At 70.3% G+C, this 17,581-nt stretch carries 15 protein-coding genes; 4 read left to right on the top strand and 11 right to left on the bottom strand.

Annotation, left to right across the window (positions count from 1 at the left end; translation table 11 throughout):
* The first annotated feature begins 2 nt into the window (after positions 1-2).
* Positions 3-1,790 carry a sodium/solute symporter gene (locus tag ACX28W_RS19830; protein ID WP_459000317.1) on the top strand — a complete coding sequence of 596 codons (1,788 nt, stop codon included), beginning with the start codon at positions 3-5 and terminating at the stop codon, positions 1,788-1,790.
* Positions 1,787-2,992 (top strand): sensor histidine kinase, encoded by a 1,206-nt coding sequence (locus ACX28W_RS19825; protein WP_459000316.1) that lies wholly within the window; start codon positions 1,787-1,789, stop codon positions 2,990-2,992. Before ACX28W_RS19830 ends, ACX28W_RS19825 begins: the two co-directional genes overlap by 4 nt.
* Before the next feature lie 12 nt (positions 2,993-3,004).
* Here ACX28W_RS19825 and ACX28W_RS19820 read toward each other — a convergent pair whose 3' ends face one another.
* The 7 genes from ACX28W_RS19820 to ACX28W_RS19790 all read right to left on the bottom strand — a co-directional run bounded on the left by ACX28W_RS19820 (position 3,005) and on the right by ACX28W_RS19790 (position 11,517).
* The gene (locus tag ACX28W_RS19820; protein WP_459000315.1) at positions 3,005-3,163 is read right to left on the bottom strand and encodes a hypothetical protein; all 159 of its coding nucleotides are present in this window, start codon (positions 3,161-3,163) and stop codon (positions 3,005-3,007) included.
* A gap of 96 nt (positions 3,164-3,259) precedes the next feature.
* A complete protein-coding gene (locus ACX28W_RS19815; protein ID WP_459000314.1) occupies positions 3,260-5,386 on the bottom strand; it encodes a serine/threonine-protein kinase in 2,127 nt (708 codons plus the stop codon).
* Positions 5,387-5,425: 39 nt separating this feature from the next.
* Positions 5,426-6,928, bottom strand: coding sequence for a DUF6777 domain-containing protein (locus ACX28W_RS19810; RefSeq protein WP_459000313.1), 1,503 nt, complete (start codon positions 6,926-6,928; stop codon positions 5,426-5,428).
* A gap of 207 nt (positions 6,929-7,135) precedes the next feature.
* The gene (locus ACX28W_RS19805; RefSeq protein ID WP_459000312.1) at positions 7,136-8,089 is read right to left on the bottom strand and encodes a cytochrome c oxidase assembly protein; all 954 of its coding nucleotides are present in this window, start codon (positions 8,087-8,089) and stop codon (positions 7,136-7,138) included.
* A 178-nt stretch (positions 8,090-8,267) separates the two neighbouring features.
* Positions 8,268-9,293 carry a 6-phosphofructokinase gene (locus tag ACX28W_RS19800; RefSeq protein ID WP_362082207.1) on the bottom strand — a complete coding sequence of 342 codons (1,026 nt, stop codon included), beginning with the start codon at positions 9,291-9,293 and terminating at the stop codon, positions 8,268-8,270.
* Positions 9,294-9,527: 234 nt separating this feature from the next.
* On the bottom strand, positions 9,528-10,256 hold the full coding sequence (locus tag ACX28W_RS19795; protein WP_362086747.1) for a type 1 glutamine amidotransferase: 729 nt from the start codon (positions 10,254-10,256) through the stop codon (positions 9,528-9,530).
* Positions 10,257-10,278: 22 nt separating this feature from the next.
* Positions 10,279-11,517 (bottom strand): MurT ligase domain-containing protein, encoded by a 1,239-nt coding sequence (locus tag ACX28W_RS19790; RefSeq protein WP_168506668.1) that lies wholly within the window; start codon positions 11,515-11,517, stop codon positions 10,279-10,281.
* Positions 11,518-11,671: 154 nt separating this feature from the next.
* On the opposite strand from ACX28W_RS19790, the gene def reads away from it, so the two are divergent.
* The gene (gene def / locus ACX28W_RS19785; RefSeq protein ID WP_459000311.1) at positions 11,672-12,211 is read left to right on the top strand and encodes a peptide deformylase; all 540 of its coding nucleotides are present in this window, start codon (positions 11,672-11,674) and stop codon (positions 12,209-12,211) included.
* A gap of 92 nt (positions 12,212-12,303) precedes the next feature.
* Here def and ACX28W_RS19780 read toward each other — a convergent pair whose 3' ends face one another.
* Positions 12,304-12,948: a TetR family transcriptional regulator gene (locus tag ACX28W_RS19780; protein WP_459000310.1), complete on the bottom strand. Its 645-nt coding sequence runs from the start codon at positions 12,946-12,948 to the stop codon at positions 12,304-12,306.
* A gap of 168 nt (positions 12,949-13,116) precedes the next feature.
* Between ACX28W_RS19780 and ACX28W_RS19775 the strand changes: the two genes are divergently transcribed.
* Complete coding sequence (locus tag ACX28W_RS19775; RefSeq protein WP_362086759.1) at positions 13,117-14,346, top strand: acyl-CoA dehydrogenase family protein; 1,230 nt, start codon at positions 13,117-13,119, stop codon at positions 14,344-14,346.
* A 43-nt stretch (positions 14,347-14,389) separates the two neighbouring features.
* On the opposite strand, the gene ACX28W_RS19770 is transcribed toward ACX28W_RS19775, so the two are convergent.
* From ACX28W_RS19770 to ACX28W_RS19760, 3 genes are read right to left on the bottom strand one after another with little or no spacing between them, the layout of a single operon-like run.
* On the bottom strand, positions 14,390-14,911 hold the full coding sequence (locus ACX28W_RS19770; protein WP_459000309.1) for a cupin domain-containing protein: 522 nt from the start codon (positions 14,909-14,911) through the stop codon (positions 14,390-14,392).
* Positions 14,912-14,918: 7 nt separating this feature from the next.
* Positions 14,919-16,133 carry a cytochrome P450 gene (locus ACX28W_RS19765; RefSeq protein ID WP_459000361.1) on the bottom strand — a complete coding sequence of 405 codons (1,215 nt, stop codon included), beginning with the start codon at positions 16,131-16,133 and terminating at the stop codon, positions 14,919-14,921.
* A gap of 5 nt (positions 16,134-16,138) precedes the next feature.
* Positions 16,139-17,197 (bottom strand): type III polyketide synthase, encoded by a 1,059-nt coding sequence (locus ACX28W_RS19760; protein WP_459000308.1) that lies wholly within the window; start codon positions 17,195-17,197, stop codon positions 16,139-16,141.
* Positions 17,198-17,581: the final 384 nt, after the last annotated feature.

Raw genomic sequence — 17,581 nt, 5'->3', positions numbered from 1 at the left:
CCATGAACCAGAACTACGCCGTCCCCGCGGTGGCCCTCGTCGTCGTGGCGACCGTCCTGGTCGGCGCGTTCGGCCTGCGGATCTCCCGGACCACCTCCGACTTCTACGTCGCCTCACGCACCGTGGGCCCACGGCTCAACGCGGCCGCGATCAGCGGCGAGTACCTCTCCGCCGCGTCCTTCCTCGGCATCGCCGGTCTCGTCCTGGTCCAGGGCCCCGACATGCTCTGGTACCCCGTCGGCTACACGGCGGGCTATCTGGTGCTCCTCCTCTTCGTCGCGGCCCCGCTGCGCCGCTCCGGCGCGTACACGCTGCCCGACTTCGCCGAGGCGCGGCTCGGCTCACAGGCGGTGCGCCGCCTCGCCGGTGCCTTCGTGGTCGGGGTCGGCTGGCTGTATCTGCTGCCCCAACTGCAGGGCGCGGGGCTGACGTTGGCCGTGCTCACCGACGCGCCCGACTGGTTCGGCGGCGTGCTCGTCGCGGTCGTGGTGGTCGCCACCGTCGCCGCCGGCGGCATGCGCAGCATCACCTTCGTGCAGGCCTTCCAGTACTGGCTCAAGCTCACCGCCCTGCTGGTCCCCGCGCTCTTCCTGGTCCTCGCCTGGCAGGCCGACGGGGCACCGCGCGACGGCTTCGACGAACCGGCCACCTTCCGCGAGCAGCGGGTCGTCCGCGTCGACGACAGCCTCGACCTGAAACTCTCGAGCCCTCTCACCGTCACGGCGACGGGCACGGTCGACGGCCGGCGCCACCAGGACGAGCGCATCCAACTCCCCGCAGGCGCCCACCACATCGAACGCGGCACCCGGCTGACCTTCACCAAGGGCGACCCGGTCCCGGTCGCCGACCGCGGCAGCAACGGCGGCATGTCCACCTCGCTGGCGGCCGGTCGCGAGGAACGCCCGCTGTATGCCACGTACGGCCTCATCCTCGCCACCTTCCTCGGCACGATGGGACTGCCCCACGTGGTCGTCCGCTTCTACACCAGTCCGCACGGTGTCGCGGCCCGCCGCACCACCGTCGCCGTGCTCGGCCTGATCGGCGCTTTCTACCTCCTGCCGCCCGTCTACGGGGCGCTGGGCAGGCTGTACGCTCCCGAACTCACGCTCACCGGGAACGCGGACGCGGCCGTCCTGCTCCTGCCGGACCGGATGATCGGCGGGCTCGGCGCGGATCTCCTGGGCGCGCTGGTGGCGGGCGGGGCCTTCGCGGCGTTCCTGTCGACCGCGTCCGGACTGACGATGGCGGTGGCCGGGGTGCTCACGCAGGATGTGCTGCCTTCGCGCGGGGTACGGCACTTCAGGCTGGGCACCGCGCTCGCCATGGTGGTGCCGCTCGCGGCGAGCGCGATGGTGGGCGGGCTGCCGGCCGCCGACGCGGTCGGCCTCGCCTTCGCCGTGTCCGCGTCCTCCTTCTGCCCGCTGCTCGTCCTCGGCATCTGGTGGCGGCGTCTGACCCCGCCGGGCGCGTCCGCCGGAATGCTGATCGGCGGCGGTGCGGCCTTCGTCGCGGTCGCCGCGACCATGGCGGGCTACCCGGGCTCGGGTTCGCTGCACGCGCTGCTGGCCTGGCCGGCGCTCTGGTCGGTGCCGCTCGGGTTCCTCACGATGGTGCTGGTGTCGCTGGCCACGCCGGGACGGGTCCCGGCCGGGACCGCGGCGATACTGGCCCGGTTCCATCTGCCGGAAGAACTGTCCGGGGGAGAAATACGGGGAGAGACAAGAGGAGAGACAAGAGGAGAGGCACGAGGGGAGACGCGGGCCGTAGTTCGGGGAGAGGCCAAGGCATGAGCGGATTCCTCGCGGGCCTCTGTGTCGCCGTACTCCCCCTGCTCGCCGCAGGGTTCTGGCTCGGCAGGCGCACCGCGCGGCCCGAGAACCTGGGCGGGCTCGGCACCCCCGTCGAGCACGCCACCTTCGAGACCCTGCACACCGCCTCGCTGGCCGCGCCCCCGCTGCGCGCGGGGCTCACCGAGGAGACGGCCCGCAAGTCCGCCCGACGACTGCGCACCCTGCTCGGCACGGACGCCCTCTGCCTCATCGACCAGGACACGGTCCTCGCCTGGGACGGCGTGGGGGAGCACCACCGCACGGAGATCATGGAACGGCTCGGCGGCCCGCTGGAGACCGGGCGCGGCGAGGCCTTCCGGCTTGGGTGCGATGAGCCGGACTGTTCCCTGCGCTGGGCCGTCGTTGCACCACTCACTGTCGACGACCGTGTGCACGGAGCGCTCGTCGCCTGCGCGCCCCGCGAGTCCGCCGTGCTGGTACGGGCCGCGGGCGAGGTGGCCCGCTGGGTCTCGGTACAACTGGAACTCGCCGACCTCGACCAGTCCCGTACCCGCCTGATCGAGGCCGAGATCAAGGCCCTGCGCGCCCAGATATCCCCGCACTTCATCTTCAACTCGCTCGCGGTGATCGCGTCGTTCGTCCGCACCGACCCGGAACGCGCCCGCGAACTGCTCCTGGAATTCGCCGACTTCACCCGCTACTCGTTCCGCAAGCACGGCGACTTCACCACCCTCGCCGACGAACTCCACGCCATCGACCACTACTTGGCGCTCGTACGGGCCCGCTTCGGCGACCGTCTCTCGGTCACCCTGCAGATCGCGCCCGAGGTACTGCCGGTCGCGCTGCCCTTCCTCTGCCTTCAGCCCCTCGTGGAGAACGCCGTCAAGCACGGCCTGGAGGGCAAGACCGACAAGAGCCACATCAGCATCACCGCGCAGGACGCGGGCGCCGAGGCACTGGTCGTCATCGAGGACAACGGCACCGGAATGGACCCCGACCGGCTGCGCCGCATCCTCGCCGGTGAGGTCAGCCCCTCGGGCGGCATCGGACTGTCCAACGTCGACGACCGGCTGCGCCAGGTGTACGGGGACGACTACGGCCTCGTCATCGAGACCGCGGTGGGCGCGGGCATGAAGATCACCGCCCGGCTGCCGAAATATCAGCCGGGCGTGCACTCGGCGGGACGCCTGCCCAGACAGTGAACGCGGCGGGCGTCAGGTGCTGCGCGAGGCCACCATCCCGAGTGTGATCAGGCCGAGGAGCACCCAGCCGAACCACAGCCAGCCATTGCTGCCGAGCGCCACCGTGTAGGCCGTCACCATGACGAGCCCACCGACGGTGAGCACCCCCATCGTCTTCGTCGAACCGGGCATCGCAGCACCACCCTCCTCGAGGCGGGGTCCGCGAAGCGGGCCGTGGCCTGGGGCCATTTTCACCCGACAGGGCGCGGTTCGCCAGGGCCGGGCAGGCTACTCGTTGCCGCGCATGAGGGTCTTGTCCCGGCGCTCGATGCCGCAGACCACCAGGTAGTACCCCTTGGCCCACAGTCCTTTGCTGCGCAAGCCATGGCTCAGGTAGGTGCGGGAGCTGTAGCCGAAGTCCTCCGGCGGGGCGTCGGTCGCGCACTGCGCGTCCGCCTCGGCATCGGCGTCCTTGCCGGCCTCGAAGGTAGTGAGGTGCGTGATGCGGACGACCACCCCTACATGGTCCTTGTCGCAGGAGACGAGCTCGTAGTGGGTGTACTGGCGCGCGTCCCCGCGTACATGGCCGAGGCAGTCGTCCTCCTGCATCTGGGTCGCGTCCTCGAACGTCATCCCGTACGGACGGAGGCCGCCCAGCTTGCCGTACACCGGTCCGTGCTTCCCGACCAGCAGGCACGCGACGTTGCCGCCGGTGGCCTCGAAGCCCTCGCGCGTCGGCACCACGGCCAGGCTCTGCACATGCCATGCGAGCTTGTCCGCGATGGCCTTCGTCCGCTCAGCGCACTGGTTCGCTCCGCTGCGGCTCGCGTCCTCGAACGAGCGGGCCTGGTACAGCTCCATCACCTGCCCGTCGGGACGCAGGGCTCCGCAGCTGGGATCCAGTTGCAACCGCGGGACACCCGTCGAGGGCGCGGGGGACGGGTCGCTCAGCACACAGTCGCCCTTGCGGAGCGGCTCGGACAGGCCGACCGTGTCGCCGTACGGGGGGATGGGCTTGCGCGCCATCGCGTACCAGACCCCTCCCGCGGTCAGCGCCAGCGCGAGGAGCAGTGCCGCGGCTCCTTGCAGGACGAGCGGGCGTTTGCGGCGCCGCCTGCCGGGACCTGTGGTGGGGGTGACCGGCCCTCCGGACCACGGCGGACCGAAGCCGACGCCGGGTCGGGGGGTGCTCGGGTTCGGCGGGCCGAAGCCCTGGCCCGGCCGGGGGGCGTATCCGGAGGCCGGGGTGCCGATGGCGTGCGCTGTGGGCGTGTACGTCGGGTGGGACGCCGGTGCGCGAGCGGCGTCGGCCGTGGGGGCGTAGGCCGCGGCGGTGTGGGCGGCCGGTGCCGCGAAGCCCTGATCTCCGGCGGGGGTGGCCAGGTCCTGGTCCCGCGCCGATGCCGGTGCCGCGAAGCCCTGGTCCCGCGCCGGGGCACCGGAGCCCGCCTGGCCCGGTGGCGCCAGGCCCCCGGACGCGTCGGAGGTGACGAGCCCCGCCCATGGCGGCCGCGAGCCGGGGTCCACCTGAGTCGGCGGATGGGGCTCGGGCAGGATGACGCGGGCCAGGGCCGCCGCCGTGTCCTCCGCGGAGATTCGCTGGACGGGGTCCTTGACCAGCAGCGCCTCGATGATCGGCCGTAGCGCACCGGCCCGCCGGGTTGGCGGCGCCTCTTCCAGGACGACGGCGGTCAGTGTCCCCAGATCGCTGTCGCGGTCGAAGGGACCGGTGCCTTCCACACCGAAGTACAGGGTGCAGCCCAGCGAGAACAGGTCGGCCGCCGCGGTCGGTGGCCCGCCCGAGGCCCGCTCCGGTGCCAGGTAGCCGGCCGTGCCCACCAGGACGGACGCCCGGGTCCAACGGGTCTCGGGGGAGTCCGGCTGGACCGAGACGCCGTAGTCGGTGAGCAGGATGCGGGAGCCGGGGGTGCCCGTGCGATCCGGGGCGAGCAGGATGTTCGCGGGCTTGACGTCCCGGTGCATGATGCCGCGCTCGTGCCCGGCGGTCAGCGCGTCGAGTACCGCGATGCCGATACGGGCGCACTCGTCGGGGGCCAGCGGGCCGCGCCGGGCGAGCCAGGCGCGCAGGTCCTGCGCGCCCGCCACGTACTCCATCACGATCCACGGCAGGCCCTCGTGCTCCAGCACGTCGTGCACGGTCACCACGTGCGGGTGCCCGCGCAGTACCGCCGCGTGCCGCGCCTCGGCGCGGGCGCGCGCGATGCGCGACTCGTGCTCCTCACCGCTGTCCGGGACACCGCGGAACTTGATCTCCTTGAGTGCGACATCGCAGTCGAGTCGCTGGTCGTGGGCGAGCCAGACATGGCCCATCCCGCCGGAACCGACCTGGTCCAGGAGCAGATACCGGCCGCCGATGACACGGCCCACTCCCGACTGCGGTGATCCTGCTGCCATCCGGTTGCTCCCCGGGTTCTGCGTTGGTTCGTACGCGGATCAGGTCATGACCTGGGTGGTCCCGCCGGAGTCGGTCGTGGAGGGTTCACCGGGCGCGGAGTCGCTCGTGCCGGGGTCGACCGGGGCGGGCGCGCTCGACTCCGGTTCGGTCGACGGCGGCGCGCTGCTGACGGTGGGGTCGACCGATGGCGGGGCGGCCGAGGTGGGCTGCGAGGGGGTGACCGGGTCGCTTCTGGTCGGTGTCTGCGACGGTTCCGGCGGAGAAGTGTCCGGCGGCGGAGTGTCCGGTGGCGAAGTGTCCGGCGGGGGCGATGAGCCCGTCCCGCCGTTCGTCGGGCCGTCTGTTCCGCCATCAGTGCCGCCGCTCGAACCGGGCGTCGTGGGTGTTCCGGTGCCTCCGCCCGAGGACGAGGGGCCGGACGAGTCGCCGGACGGAGTCGGCGGACTGGTCCCGGGGCTCGAGCTCGACGCATCCGGGCCCGAGCTCGAGTCGTCGGGGCCATCCGTGGTCGCTCCACCGGATTCCGACGGCGAGTCCCCACCGTCGCCGCTGTCGGACGGGCTGTCGTCCCGCACGCTCAGGGTCACGGGCGTGCCCCATTCGACCTTGCTGCCCTCGGCGGGCTGGGAGGCGATGACCGGGGCGTCGTCGGGCGGCAGAGCGCCGCCGTCGTACGCCATCGCCAGCCCCTCGTCCGCCAGGCTCTGGGTCGCCTGGGCGAACACCATGCCGGTGACGGCAGGCACGGTGTGTTTCTCGTGGGTGCTGAACGACGTGTCGTTCTTGCCCTCGGTGCCCAGCGGCCGGGCGATGCCACGGTCGGGGTTGTGGACGTCGACGAGCTGGAGCCTGCGGATGTCCTGCTGCCCGGGCGGCGGCTTGACCACCACGACGTGGTCCTGCCGGAAGTCGGCCCACTTCTTGTTGCCGTCCTTGAACTGCACCTTGGTCTTGGCGGCGTCTCCCTCGAAGGGGAGCAGCGGGTTGCCGCACGAGCACTTCACGGCGGGCAGTCCCTGCTGATCGACCAGAACGGCGATTCCGGCCTGCAGCAGAGCGGCGTAGGGAACGGCCTTGCCGTCCTCGTAGTCGTGATTCGTCACGAGAGTGTCGTGACGCAGTACGACGGGTGTGAGTCGATCGATATAGCCAGGGATCTCATCGGTGGTGATACGCAGCACCCGCGCCCATTCCTGAGCCTTCGCGGAGTTCTCGGGAGCGGTGAGGAAATTCTTCAGCTTCTCGACGTCGCACGTGCCGGGCTTGGTCGAGCCGCCGAACTCACCGGTGGCCCCATCGTCGCCGTCCTGTCCCGGCGAACCGCTGTCGTCGCCCCCGGTGGCACCGCCGTACAACCCGGGGTTGTTGCTGGCCTGCACGCCACCGCTCGGCCGCGCCTCGCGCAGGTGGATGTCCGTGCCGAGTTGGCCGTCCTCCTCGAAGAAAGGGGAGACCGATGAAACGCCGGCCGCCACGGCCCGCACTACGAACAACTGATCGGATTTGCTGCACCCGCTGACTATCAGCACGGAAACCAGCACTAAGACAATCCTGTGGGCCGCTGAAATGCCGACCCTTTGCATGGACGCGCGAAATGTCATGACCGCTCCCCCTGCGGTTTCCCCCGTGGGCTCCGCGGGGCGGACACGAGACCGTCCGGACGCGGAGCATCACATCTCATGCTACTGAATGGAAATGCCTTTCACGCAAGGCGAATTGCAAAGTTAATTCAGCAACCGAGAGATGATTCAGCGACCGCGTGCGTTGAGTGAGGCCAGATAGGCGTTGTACGCCTCGAGTTCCTTGTCGCCGTCGCGGTCCGCGGCCCGGTCCGTGCGGCGGGCCTGGCGCTGCTCGGAGCCGTACCACTGGAAGAGCAGCGCGAGCAGCACGAGGACGGACGGGATCTCGCTGAACGCCCAGGCGATGCCACCCGCCGCGGTCTGGTCGGCGAGCGCGTCGATGCCGAGCGAGGCGGGCGGGTTCTCGTACGTCTCGACCATCGGCCCGGACGCCATCATCAGCGCGATGCCGAAGAACGCGTGGAACGGCATCCCCGCGAACAACTCCAGCATCCGCATCAGATAGCCCGGCCGGTGCGGCCCCGGGTCCACACCCATGATCGGCCAGAAGAAGACCAGGCCGACGGCGAGGAAGTGACACATCATCGCGATGTGCCCGACCTTGGAGCCCATCAGGAAGTCGAAGATGGGGGAGAAGTACAGCGCGTACAGGCTCGCGATGAACAGCGGGATCGTGAACGCCGGGTGCGTGACGATCCGCATGTAGCGGCTGTGCAGGAACATCAGCAGCAGTTCACGGGGCCCCTTGTGCCCTCGGGTGGCCGCCACCGGCAGTGCGCGCAGGGCGAGCGTGATCGGCGCACCGAGCAGGATCAGGATCGGCGACAGCATGCTGATCACCATGTGCTGCACCATGTGCACGCTGAACATCACCATGCCGTAGTCGTTCAGCTTGGTGCACATCACCAGCATCACGGTCAGCACACCGAGGACGAAGGCGATGGTCCGCCCGACCGGCCACTTGTCGCCGCGCCGAGCCAGCCGCACCACCCCCCAGCCGTACAGGCCTAGTCCCGCCAGGCAGGCGACGAGGAAGAACGGGTCCGCGGACCACTCGAGCCCCCGTCCCAGCGTGAACGGCGGCAGATCCATGGTCATGCCGTGCCCGCTGTGATCCATCCGCCGGCTCCTGTTTCGTACGGGTTGTGCGCAGTCTGTCCGGCACCAGACTAGAACTGACCCCGGTCACCGTGGTGACCGGGGTCAGTACGAGCGCCCTGAAAGGGGCGCGGGGCTGTGACACTGTGCGGCTCCGCCGCGTGGGCGCGACCAGCCACCACAACCCGCACCCGACGACCTACAACACGCACTCCGCCTCGGCGTACCGCTCGTCAGGAACCGTCTTCAGCGTCTCCACCGCCTCCGCGAGAGACACCATCACGATGTCCGTACCCCGCAGCGCGGTCATGTGGCCGAACTCACCACGGTGCGCGGCCTCCACCGCGTGCCAGCCGAACCGCGTGGCGAGCACCCGGTCGTACGCCGTCGGCGTACCCCCGCGCTGGACGTGGCCGAGGATCACCGGACGGGCCTCCTTGCCGAGGCGTTCCTCCAGCTCGAGGGAGAGCTGCCGGGCGATGCCCGCGAACCTCTCGTGCCCGTAGACGTCCTTGCCGCCCTCGTCGAAGTTCATCGTGCCCGCACGGGGCTTGGCGCCCTCGGCGGCCACGACGATGGCGAACCGCTTGCCCGCCTCGAAGCGCTCGCCGACCGTCGCGGCCAACTCCTCGATGTCGAAGGGGCGCTCCGGTACGACGATCGCGTGCGCGCCCGCCGCCATGCCGGAGTGCAGCGCGATCCAGCCGGTGTGGCGGCCCATGACCTCCACGATCAGCACCCGCTGGTGGGACTCGGCCGTGGTCTTCAGTCGGTCCAGGGCCTCGGTCGCGACGCCGACGGCCGTGTCGAAGCCGAAGGTCACGTCGGTGGCGGCGATGTCGTTGTCGATGGTCTTCGGCACGCCGACGATCGGCAGGCCGCTGTCCGAGAGCAGCCGGGCGGCCTTCAGCGTGCCCTCGCCGCCGATCGGGATGATCGCGTCGAGGCCGAGCTCCGCGACATGACCCTTGGCCCGCTCCACGCCGTCACGCAGATGCGCGGGCTGGACCCGGGAGGAACCGAGCATGGTGCCGCCGCGAGCCAGGATGCCGCTCACCGCGTCGAGGTCCAGCTTGAGGTAGTCGCACTCCAGAAGGCCCTTCCAGCCGTCCCGGAAACCGATGACCTCGTCGCCGTGGTCGACGACGGCACGGTGCACGACGGACCGGATGACGGCGTTCAGGCCGGGACAGTCGCCGCCGGACGTGAGGACACCAATGCGCATGGCCCGAAATACCTTCTCAACGTGGGCTGGGGACCGGACCACGTTGTCCGGTTGAGTCCCGGTCACCCTACCGGCGGGACGGGGTGGTGCCGTAGCGGGCGTCCGCCTGGTGGACTCGCCCGCACAAGTGAGCGGGAGGGCTGTCAGGCGGGCCCTGTGGACACCGTGCCGGACACGACTCGGGGCGCGCTCGAGCCATGGCCTCGAGCGCGCCCCGAGGGCGTTTTGCGCGGTTCAGGCGGGCTGCTGCGCCGCGGCGATGCGCTCGCCCCGAAGCGCCTCGTACCAGCGGTCGTCGATCGGCGGCAGCGCGTTCACGTCGAGCGCCAGCTTCAGCAGCAGGTCCGCGATCTGCGGGTTGCGGGCCAGTACGGGACCGTGCATGTACGTACCGAACACCGTGTCGTTGTACGCGCCCTCGGTGCCGTCGCCCGTGCCGTTGCCCTTGCCGAGCCGCACGTTCGCGAACGGGCGTGCGGTGGGGCCGAGATGGGTGACGCCCTGGTGGTTCTCGAAGCCGGTCAGCTGTGGCAGGCCCAGCCGCGGGTCGATGTCCGCGAGGACGTCGCCGACGCACCGCTCGCCCTCGCCGCGCACCGAGACCACGTCGAGCAGGCCGAGGCCCGGCTCGCGCTGTCCGAGGTCGTTGATGAACTCGTGTCCCAGGATCTGGTAGCCGGCGCACACCGAGAAGACGATCGCGCCGTTGCCGACCGCGCGGTGCAGACCGCCGTCGCGACGCAGACGCTCCGCGGCGAGCCGCTGCGGCCGGTCCTCACCGCCGCCGATCAGGTAGATGTCGCCGGAGGTGGGGATCGGCTGGTCGCTGCGTACGTCGAGACGGGCGACGTCGAGGCCGCGCTGGCGGGCCCGGCGCTCCACGACGAGGGCGTTGCCCTGGTCGCCGTAGGTGCTCAGCAGGTCCGGGTAGATCCACACCAGACGCAAGCTGTTGTCACTCATTCTCTTCGTCCTCCGTGGCTGCTCAGTTGCCGACACGACGCCTCAAATCCTGGAACGCGGTGTAGTTGGCGATGACCTCGATGCGGCCCGGCGGCGCGAGCTGCACGGCCTGGTCGAGGTTCTCGCACACCTGGAACGACTGGTTGGCGACCTCCAGGCGCACGGCGAGGTCGAGCTTGCGGTCGCCGAGGACGAAGATCGGGTGCCCGGTGAGGCGGGTGTAGTCGACGTCCCAGAGCCAGGAGGTGTCGGTGCCGTCGGCGCCACGGGCGTTCACGGACAGGATGACCGGGGTCGGCGGCGGGTCGATCAGGGAGAACGTCTCGAGCCAGCCCGCGGGGTTCTTGGCGAGCAGCAGACGCAGGTCGCGCTGCATGAACTGCACCACGTCGTAGCGTCCGGCCACCGCCTGGACCTGGTACATGCGCTCCAGGGCCACTTGCGGCGGCACCCCGAAGACGGCGGCGACGGCGGCCGACGAGGCGGCGTTCGCCTTGTTGGCCCGCCCCGGCAGCTGCAGGTGGATCGGCCACGCGGAGCCGTGCGGGTCGAGTACGTGGTCGCCGGACAGCGCCCAGGTCGGCGTCGGACGACGGAAGCCGCAGTCGCCGCAGAACCAGTCGTCGCCGGGGCGCTGCATCACACCACCGCAGGACGGGCAGGACCAGGCGTCGTCCTTCCACATCTGTCCGGCCGCCACCCACATGACGTTCGGCGAGGAGGACGCGGCCCACACCACCAACGGGTCGTCGGCATTGGCGACCACGACGGCCTTGGACCCGGCCAGCCCCTCGCGCCAGTGCTCGGCCATCATCCGGGTCTCGGCGGCCCGGTCGAGCTGGTCGCGGGAGAGGTTGAGCAGCGCGATGCACTTCGGGTCGGTGTCGCGCGCGACACCGGCGAGGTACTTCTCGTCGACCTCGATGACCGCGAACTTGGAGTCCGAGCCACCGGCCAGCGCCGAGGTGATACCCGCGGGCATGTTGGCGCCCAGCGCGTTGGACACGACCGGGCCCGCGGCGCGCAGTGCCTCCGCGATCAGCCGGGTGGTCGTGGTCTTGCCGTTGGTCGCCGACACCAGGATCACGTCCAGGTGTGTGGCCAGCCGGGCCAGCAGGTCGGGGTCGAGCTTGAGTGCCACCCGGCCGCCGATCACCGATCCGCTGCCGCGTCCGGCGGCCCGCGAGACGGCCGCCGCCGCCTTGCCCGCCGTCACGGCCAGCTTGGCCCGCGGCGTCAGCGGGTCCGAGTTGCCTGACATCGTTTCTCGATCCTCCTTGCGTACGCGCCGCGCCTCTGCCCCCGGCACCGTGTGGGCCTCAGCCTATCGAGATCCACTCAGGTGCCCGAATCGCGGCACCGTCACGGTGCCCGCGCGACATGCGCGCGCCACCCAGGACCGTACCCTTGCCGCCATGCGACATGGCTCCATCCCCGGCACCCGAGGGCGCGTCCGCCCGGTGACTCTGCTCGGCGACCCGCTTCTGCACACGCCGTGCGAGGATGTCTCGGACTTCGGTCCCGAACTCGCCCGGCTCGTCGAGGACATGTTCGCGACGATGTACGCCGCCGAGGGCGTCGGCCTCGCCGCGAACCAGGTCGGCGTACCGTTGCGGGTCTTCGTGTACGACTGCCCGGACGACGAGGATGTCCGCCATCTCGGACATGTGGTGAACCCACGTCTCGTCGAGGCGGACGGTGTGGTCCTGCGCGGCCCGGAGGGCTGCCTGTCCCTGCCGGGTCTGGAGGCGGGCACGGAGCGGTACGACCATGCCGTCGTCGAGGGTTTCACGGTGGACGGCGAGCCGATGCGGGTCCATGGCACGGGGTGGTTCGCCCGGTGTCTGCAGCACGAGTGCGATCACCTCGAGGGCGGGGTCTATGTGGACCGGCTGAGCGGCTGGCGCCGCCGCCGGGTGCTGAGGCAGGCGGCGCGAGCGTCTTGGGGTGGCTGAGATCGTCTGTTGGCTGCGGGTTGTATGTGGCTGAGCGCGCAGTTCCCCGCGCCCCTGAAAGGGCGCGGGGGGCCTGCAGCCGACATACGGCCTCAGAACCCGGGGCCCCCGGCCCGATCCCCGGCCGCCGCCAGCCGGCCCCACAGCAGGTCAGCCAGGCTCCGTACCAACTCGGCCCGAGAACACGGCCGTTCCCCGAGCCACCAATCCCCGGCGGCATGCATCATGCCGACGATCCCGTGCCCCCACACCCGTGCCAGCTGCTGACTGCCCGGCCCGAGATCGACCCGCTCCTCGATGACCTCCGCCAACTCCTCGCCCATGCGGCGCAGCAACGGCGCGGAATGCTTGCCCACGTCGAAGCCCGGGTCGCCGGGGTTGCCGCCCTCCGCCGGATGCATCAGGAACCGGTAGACCTGCGGCCGCGCCTCGATGGCAGCGAGGTACGTGTCGAGCGTGGACTCGACCCGCTCCCGGCGCTCCGCGGGCGCGTCCAGCGCGGCCCGCAGCGCTCCGAGCAGGGCGTCGGTGTGCCGTTTGGCGAGTGCGGCGTAGAGTCCGCCCTTGTCGCCGAAGTGGCGGTAGAGGATCGGCTTGGTGATGCCCGCTTCGGCGGCGATGGCGTTCATCGAGGCCCCCGGGCCGTCGCGGAGCACCACCCGGTCGGCGGCCTCCAGCAGCTCGCGCCGGCGGCGGTCGGCGGAACTCTGCTGGTCGGTCCGCTGTGTGGTGTCCATGTTCTCTCCCCACCCGTGCTGATTCGGTGACGCCTGCGCAAAGTAACACTCATCGGCTCATGCGTATCGAACGGGCAGCCGAGCGGGGCTCGGGAGTTGACTTTTCCTACTCGTCGGTAACAGACTCCGTTACCGCAAGTAACACTTTAGTGCAGTGCTGGAGGGGACATGGCCGAGTTCACCATGGAGCTCAACGACGAACAGAAGGAAGTCCGGGACTGGCTCCACGGGTTCGCCGCCGATGTGATCCGCCCCGCGGCCGCCGAGTGGGACGAGCGCGAGGAGACTCCCTGGCCGGTCATCCAGGAGGCCGCGAAGGTCGGCATCTACTCCCTGGACTTCTACGCCCAGCAGTACTTCGACCCCACCGGCCTCGGGATTCCGATGGCCATGGAGGAGCTCTTCTGGGGCGACGCGGGCATAGCCCTCTCCATTGTCGGCACCGGCCTCGCCGCCGTGGGTGTCCTCGCCAATGGCACCGAGGAGCAGATCGGCACCTGGATTCCCCAGATGTACGGCGATGCCAACGACGTCAAGGTCGCCGCGTTCTGCTCCTCCGAGCCCGACGCCGGCTCCGACGTCGCTTCCATGCGGACGCGCGCCGTCTACGACGAGGCCAAGGACGAGTGGGTCCTCAACGGCACCAAGACCTGGGCCACCAACGGCGGCATCGCCAATGTCCACGTCGTCGTCGCTGTCGTCGACGCGGAGCTCGGGTCCAAGGGGCACGCTTCCTTCATCGTCCCGCCGGGCACCCCCGGACTGTCCCAGGGCCAGAAGTTCAAGAAGCACGGCATTCGCGCCTCGCACACCGCCGAGGTCGTCCTGGAGGACGTCCGCATCCCCGGCTCCTGCCTGCTCGGCGGCAAGGAGAAGCTGGACGAGCGCCTGGCCCGTGCCCGGGAGCGTGCAAAGGCGGGGGGCGGCGAGCGGGTGAAGAACGCCGCGATGGCGACGTTCGAGGCGAGCCGCCCCGCGGTGGGTGCGATGGCGGTGGGCACCGCGCGGGCCGCGTACGAGGTCGCCCTCGACTACGCCATGACCCGTGAGCAGTTCGGGCGGCCGATCATCGACAACCAGGGAGTCGCCTTCCAGCTCGCCGACATGCGGACGTCGATCGACGCGGCGCGGCTGCTGGTGTGGCGTGCGTCCTGGATGGCGATCAGCGGCAAGCCGTTCACTGCGGCCGAGGGGTCGATGTCGAAGCTGTTCGCGAGTGAGACCGCGAAGAAGGTGACGGGGCAGGCGATTCAGATCCTGGGCGGCAACGGGTACACCCGGGAGTACCCGGTAGAGCGTATGCACCGAGATGCCGCCATTTACACCATTTTTGAGGGAACGAGCGAGATTCAGCGGCTGGTGATTGCGCGGACCTTGTCCGGGATGCCGATTCGCTAGGGCCTGTCCGGCGGAACATCGCGCCCCTGAAGGGGCGCTGCAGTCAGCGGTGTTGCAGAGGTGTGAGTTGCTCGATGTCGTATCTCGCCCTGAGCTCCTCGATTGCCGCATGATCGGGCGGGCCGCCCGCCCCCAGGATCTCCAGCAACTCCTCGAAGTAGCGTTCGTGATCCGGGGGCGGGGAGGCCTGGAAGAACATCTTTGCCTGGGTCTCCGTGGGGTTGGAGAAAGCGTGCGGGCATCCCGGGGGGACGACGATGACGGTGCCTGGTGTGGCCCGCACCACCCGCTTGCCCGAACTCGACTCCCACCTCTGCCAATTGTCGGGCGTCCGCACCCGAGGCTCGAAGGCGAGCACGTCCAGCTCGCCTTCGAGCACGTAGAAGAGCTCCTCGCTGCGCGTGTGCACATGGGCGCCCACATCGAAGCCGGGTGGCACCAGCACCTCGAAGGTGGACGCCATGCGCGAGTGCGAGCCGGTCACCTTGAACGTCACGTGCTGGGCCGGCGTCCGCACCACGCGGCCGTGTCCCGGCGGCACGAGCAGCCCTTCGGACGCGGTCATCTGCTGCTCACCACGTCACGGGCAGGGCCTCGGGGCCGCGGATCAACGCGCCCTTGCGGAAGGGGACTTGATCCGGTGGTACGGCGAGCCGCAGCCCCGGCATCCGGTCCAGCAGCGCGTCGACCATGAGCTCCGACTCCAGCCTCGCCAGCATCCCGCCCGGGCAGTAGTGCGGGCCGAAGCCGAACGCCACGTGCGGATTGGGGCTGCGGGAGAAGTCGATGACCTCCGGGTCGGGGAAGATGTCCGGGTCGCGGTTCGCGGCCAGGTACGACACATAGATCGCGTCGCCCTCCCGGATCCGTACGCCCTTGATGTCCACGTCCTCCCTCGCGATCCGCGACAGCCCGACCGCGCTGCGGTGGGGGATGTAGCGGAGTAGCTCGTCGATGGCATCCGGGCGGATGCCGGGCTCGGCCCGCAGCTGTTCGGCCAGGTCGGGGCGGGTCAGCAGGATGTAGAACAGCTGCCCGCTGTTGTTCGTGACGGCCTCACCGCCGATCTGGAGGAGCACGGCGAGTCCGACGGCCTCCTCCAGGGTGATCTCGTCCTGGCCCACGGCCGCGCCGAGCAGCGAGGTGACGTCCTCGCCGGTGCTGCCGTTCCGCTCGCCGATGAGCTTCGAGAAGTACGCGCTCATCTCGTCCTTGGCCTTCTCGCTGACCTCGGCGCCGTGCGAGGAGGACAGAATCAGCTGCGTCCAGGCGTGCATGCTCTGCCGGTCGAGGGCGGGGACGCCCATCAGCTCGCAGATCACCGCGATGGGGAAGGGGCTGAGGACCGTCGCGGTGAGGTCGGCGGGCGGGCCGTCCTGCAGGAGCTCGTCGACCAGTTCGTCGAGCATCCGCCGGGATCTCTCGCGCACCCGCTCCACCCCGCGCGTCGTGAAGGCGGCGGCCACCGAGCGGCGCAGCCGGGTGTGGTCGGGCGGGTCCAGGAAGCCCACCGCGCCACGGGCCGGGATGAAGTGCGGGGCGAGCCGGGTGACCTGCCGGTCCATGACCGCCTCACGGCTGAACCGGGGGTCGTTGGTGACCATGCGCACGTCGTCGTGGCGGGTCACCAGCCACGCCCAGCCCTCGCCGTTGGGCAGCTGGATCCGGGTGACCGGGCCCTCGCGCATGAGTTCGGTGAGGACGGGGTCGAAGTCCACGCCGGTCAGGTCGAGGGCGGGCCAGTGGCGCACCGGGGGCATCGCCTCGGTGATCGTTTTCTCGGTCATCTCGGTCACGTCGTCTCGTCGTTGTTCCAGCGGCCCAGGGCCATTTCCGCGGTGATGCCGGGGCCGAAGCCCGCGAGCAGTCCGCGCGAGGCCTGCTCGGCGCCGCCCTCGTCGAACAGTCGGCGCAGCGCGTCCAGGACGACGGCGCTGGCGATGTTCCCGTACTCGGTGAGGGTGGCCCGGCTGAACCGGAACGCGTCCGGCGGGACTTCGAGGAACTTGCTGAGGTCGTCGAGGATCCTGGGGCCGCCCGCGTGGATGATGTAGAAGTCCAGCTCGGAGGCGTTCCAGCCGTGCTGCTGCGCGAGGGCGTGGAGGGCGGGAGCGAGGGGCTCCATCGTCCCGGGCACCCGCTTGTCCAGCAGGAAGTGGAAGCCCGTGGCCCGGACGTCGTACATGATCCATTCTTCGGTCTTGGGGATCAGGTACGAGCCGTTGCGCTCCAGGCGGATGCCGGTGCCGCCCTTGCCGCGGACGACGGCGGCGGCGATGCCGTCACCGAAGAGTCCGTTGGACAGCAGGGAGCCGACGCTGAGGTCGGTCGGCTGGTAGCAGAGCGAGCAGAACTCGCAGGCCACGATGAGCGCGTTGCCCTGGGGGTAGGCCTTGCAGAAGTCGTGCGCCCGGTTGATCGCGGCGCCGCCGGCCGCACAGCCCAGCTGGGCTATGGGTATCTGCCGGGTGTCGCTGCTGAAGTCCATCGAGTTGATCAGCCAGGCCGTGAGCGAGGGCATCATGAACCCGGTGCACGACACGTAGATGATCACGTCGATGTCGGTGGTGAGCAGCTCGGCGTCGTCCAGCGCACGCTGTACGACCGCGGGGACGCGGGCCTTCGCCTCACTCTCGTAGACCTTGTTGCGCGCCTCGAAGCCCGGATGTTTCAGCGTTTCTTCGATGGGCTGCACGATGTGCCGGGTCTGGACGCCGGTGTTTTCGATCAGCCGGAGTGCCAGTGGCAGGTTGGGGTGGTCCTCGTGCCGGGACCGCGCCAGCTCCAGCGTCTCCTCCATCGTGATCACATGTTCCGGGACGGAGACCGAGGGTTTGCACAAAGTCGCCATGGAACGCGCCTACTTTCGCCTTCCGGGGGACACTTCGTCCCCCGGCGGAAGGGTGGTTCACCCACGATGCGACGGGTGGTAAACCCACGATCACTCGGCAGCGCGGGGATATCGCGTCGGATTACTCCGTTCCGGTGACCCGGCGTCGGGCGTGGCACCCCGGTCGAGGGGGCTCCTGGACCGCAGAACCCAAGGGGTGCGCGATGACGAGAACGGCCAGGGACCTGCGGGAACGCACCTCCGGGAAGCTCGCCCCTGACCCCCGCGCCAACCGGCTGTTGCCCTTGGTCGCCCGGGGCCCGGCGCGGCGCTCCAACTCTCGCCGCCCTCGCCGCCCTCGCCCTCGAACAGCGCCATGTGATCGCCGCGGACCACCGCGCGTTC

It is taken from the genome of Streptomyces sp. SD15, assembly GCF_054462255.1.
Note: the sequence above shows the minus strand (reverse complement) of the source record. Positions and strands in the feature narration are given on the sequence as shown.

Coding starts and splice junctions, on each gene's coding strand:
- ACX28W_RS19815 (WP_459000314.1), bottom strand. CDS start 5,386: ATGGCAGCAGGATCACCGCAGTCGGGAGTGGGCCGTGTCATCGGCGGC.
- ACX28W_RS19805 (WP_459000312.1), bottom strand. CDS start 8,089: ATGGATCACAGCGGGCACGGCATGACCATGGATCTGCCGCCGTTCACG.
- ACX28W_RS19770 (WP_459000309.1), bottom strand. CDS start 14,911: ATGACCGCGTCCGAAGGGCTGCTCGTGCCGCCGGGACACGGCCGCGTG.
- ACX28W_RS19800 (WP_362082207.1), bottom strand. CDS start 9,293: ATGCGCATTGGTGTCCTCACGTCCGGCGGCGACTGTCCCGGCCTGAAC.
- ACX28W_RS19825 (WP_459000316.1), top strand. CDS start 1,787: ATGAGCGGATTCCTCGCGGGCCTCTGTGTCGCCGTACTCCCCCTGCTC.
- ACX28W_RS19765 (WP_459000361.1), bottom strand. CDS start 16,133: ATGACCGAGAAAACGATCACCGAGGCGATGCCCCCGGTGCGCCACTGG.
- ACX28W_RS19830 (WP_459000317.1), top strand. CDS start 3: ATGAACCAGAACTACGCCGTCCCCGCGGTGGCCCTCGTCGTCGTGGCG.
- ACX28W_RS19820 (WP_459000315.1), bottom strand. CDS start 3,163: ATGCCCGGTTCGACGAAGACGATGGGGGTGCTCACCGTCGGTGGGCTC.
- ACX28W_RS19775 (WP_362086759.1), top strand. CDS start 13,117: ATGGCCGAGTTCACCATGGAGCTCAACGACGAACAGAAGGAAGTCCGG.
- def (WP_459000311.1), top strand. CDS start 11,672: ATGCGACATGGCTCCATCCCCGGCACCCGAGGGCGCGTCCGCCCGGTG.
- ACX28W_RS19795 (WP_362086747.1), bottom strand. CDS start 10,256: ATGAGTGACAACAGCTTGCGTCTGGTGTGGATCTACCCGGACCTGCTG.
- ACX28W_RS19790 (WP_168506668.1), bottom strand. CDS start 11,517: ATGTCAGGCAACTCGGACCCGCTGACGCCGCGGGCCAAGCTGGCCGTG.
- ACX28W_RS19780 (WP_459000310.1), bottom strand. CDS start 12,948: ATGGACACCACACAGCGGACCGACCAGCAGAGTTCCGCCGACCGCCGC.
- ACX28W_RS19760 (WP_459000308.1), bottom strand. CDS start 17,197: ATGGCGACTTTGTGCAAACCCTCGGTCTCCGTCCCGGAACATGTGATC.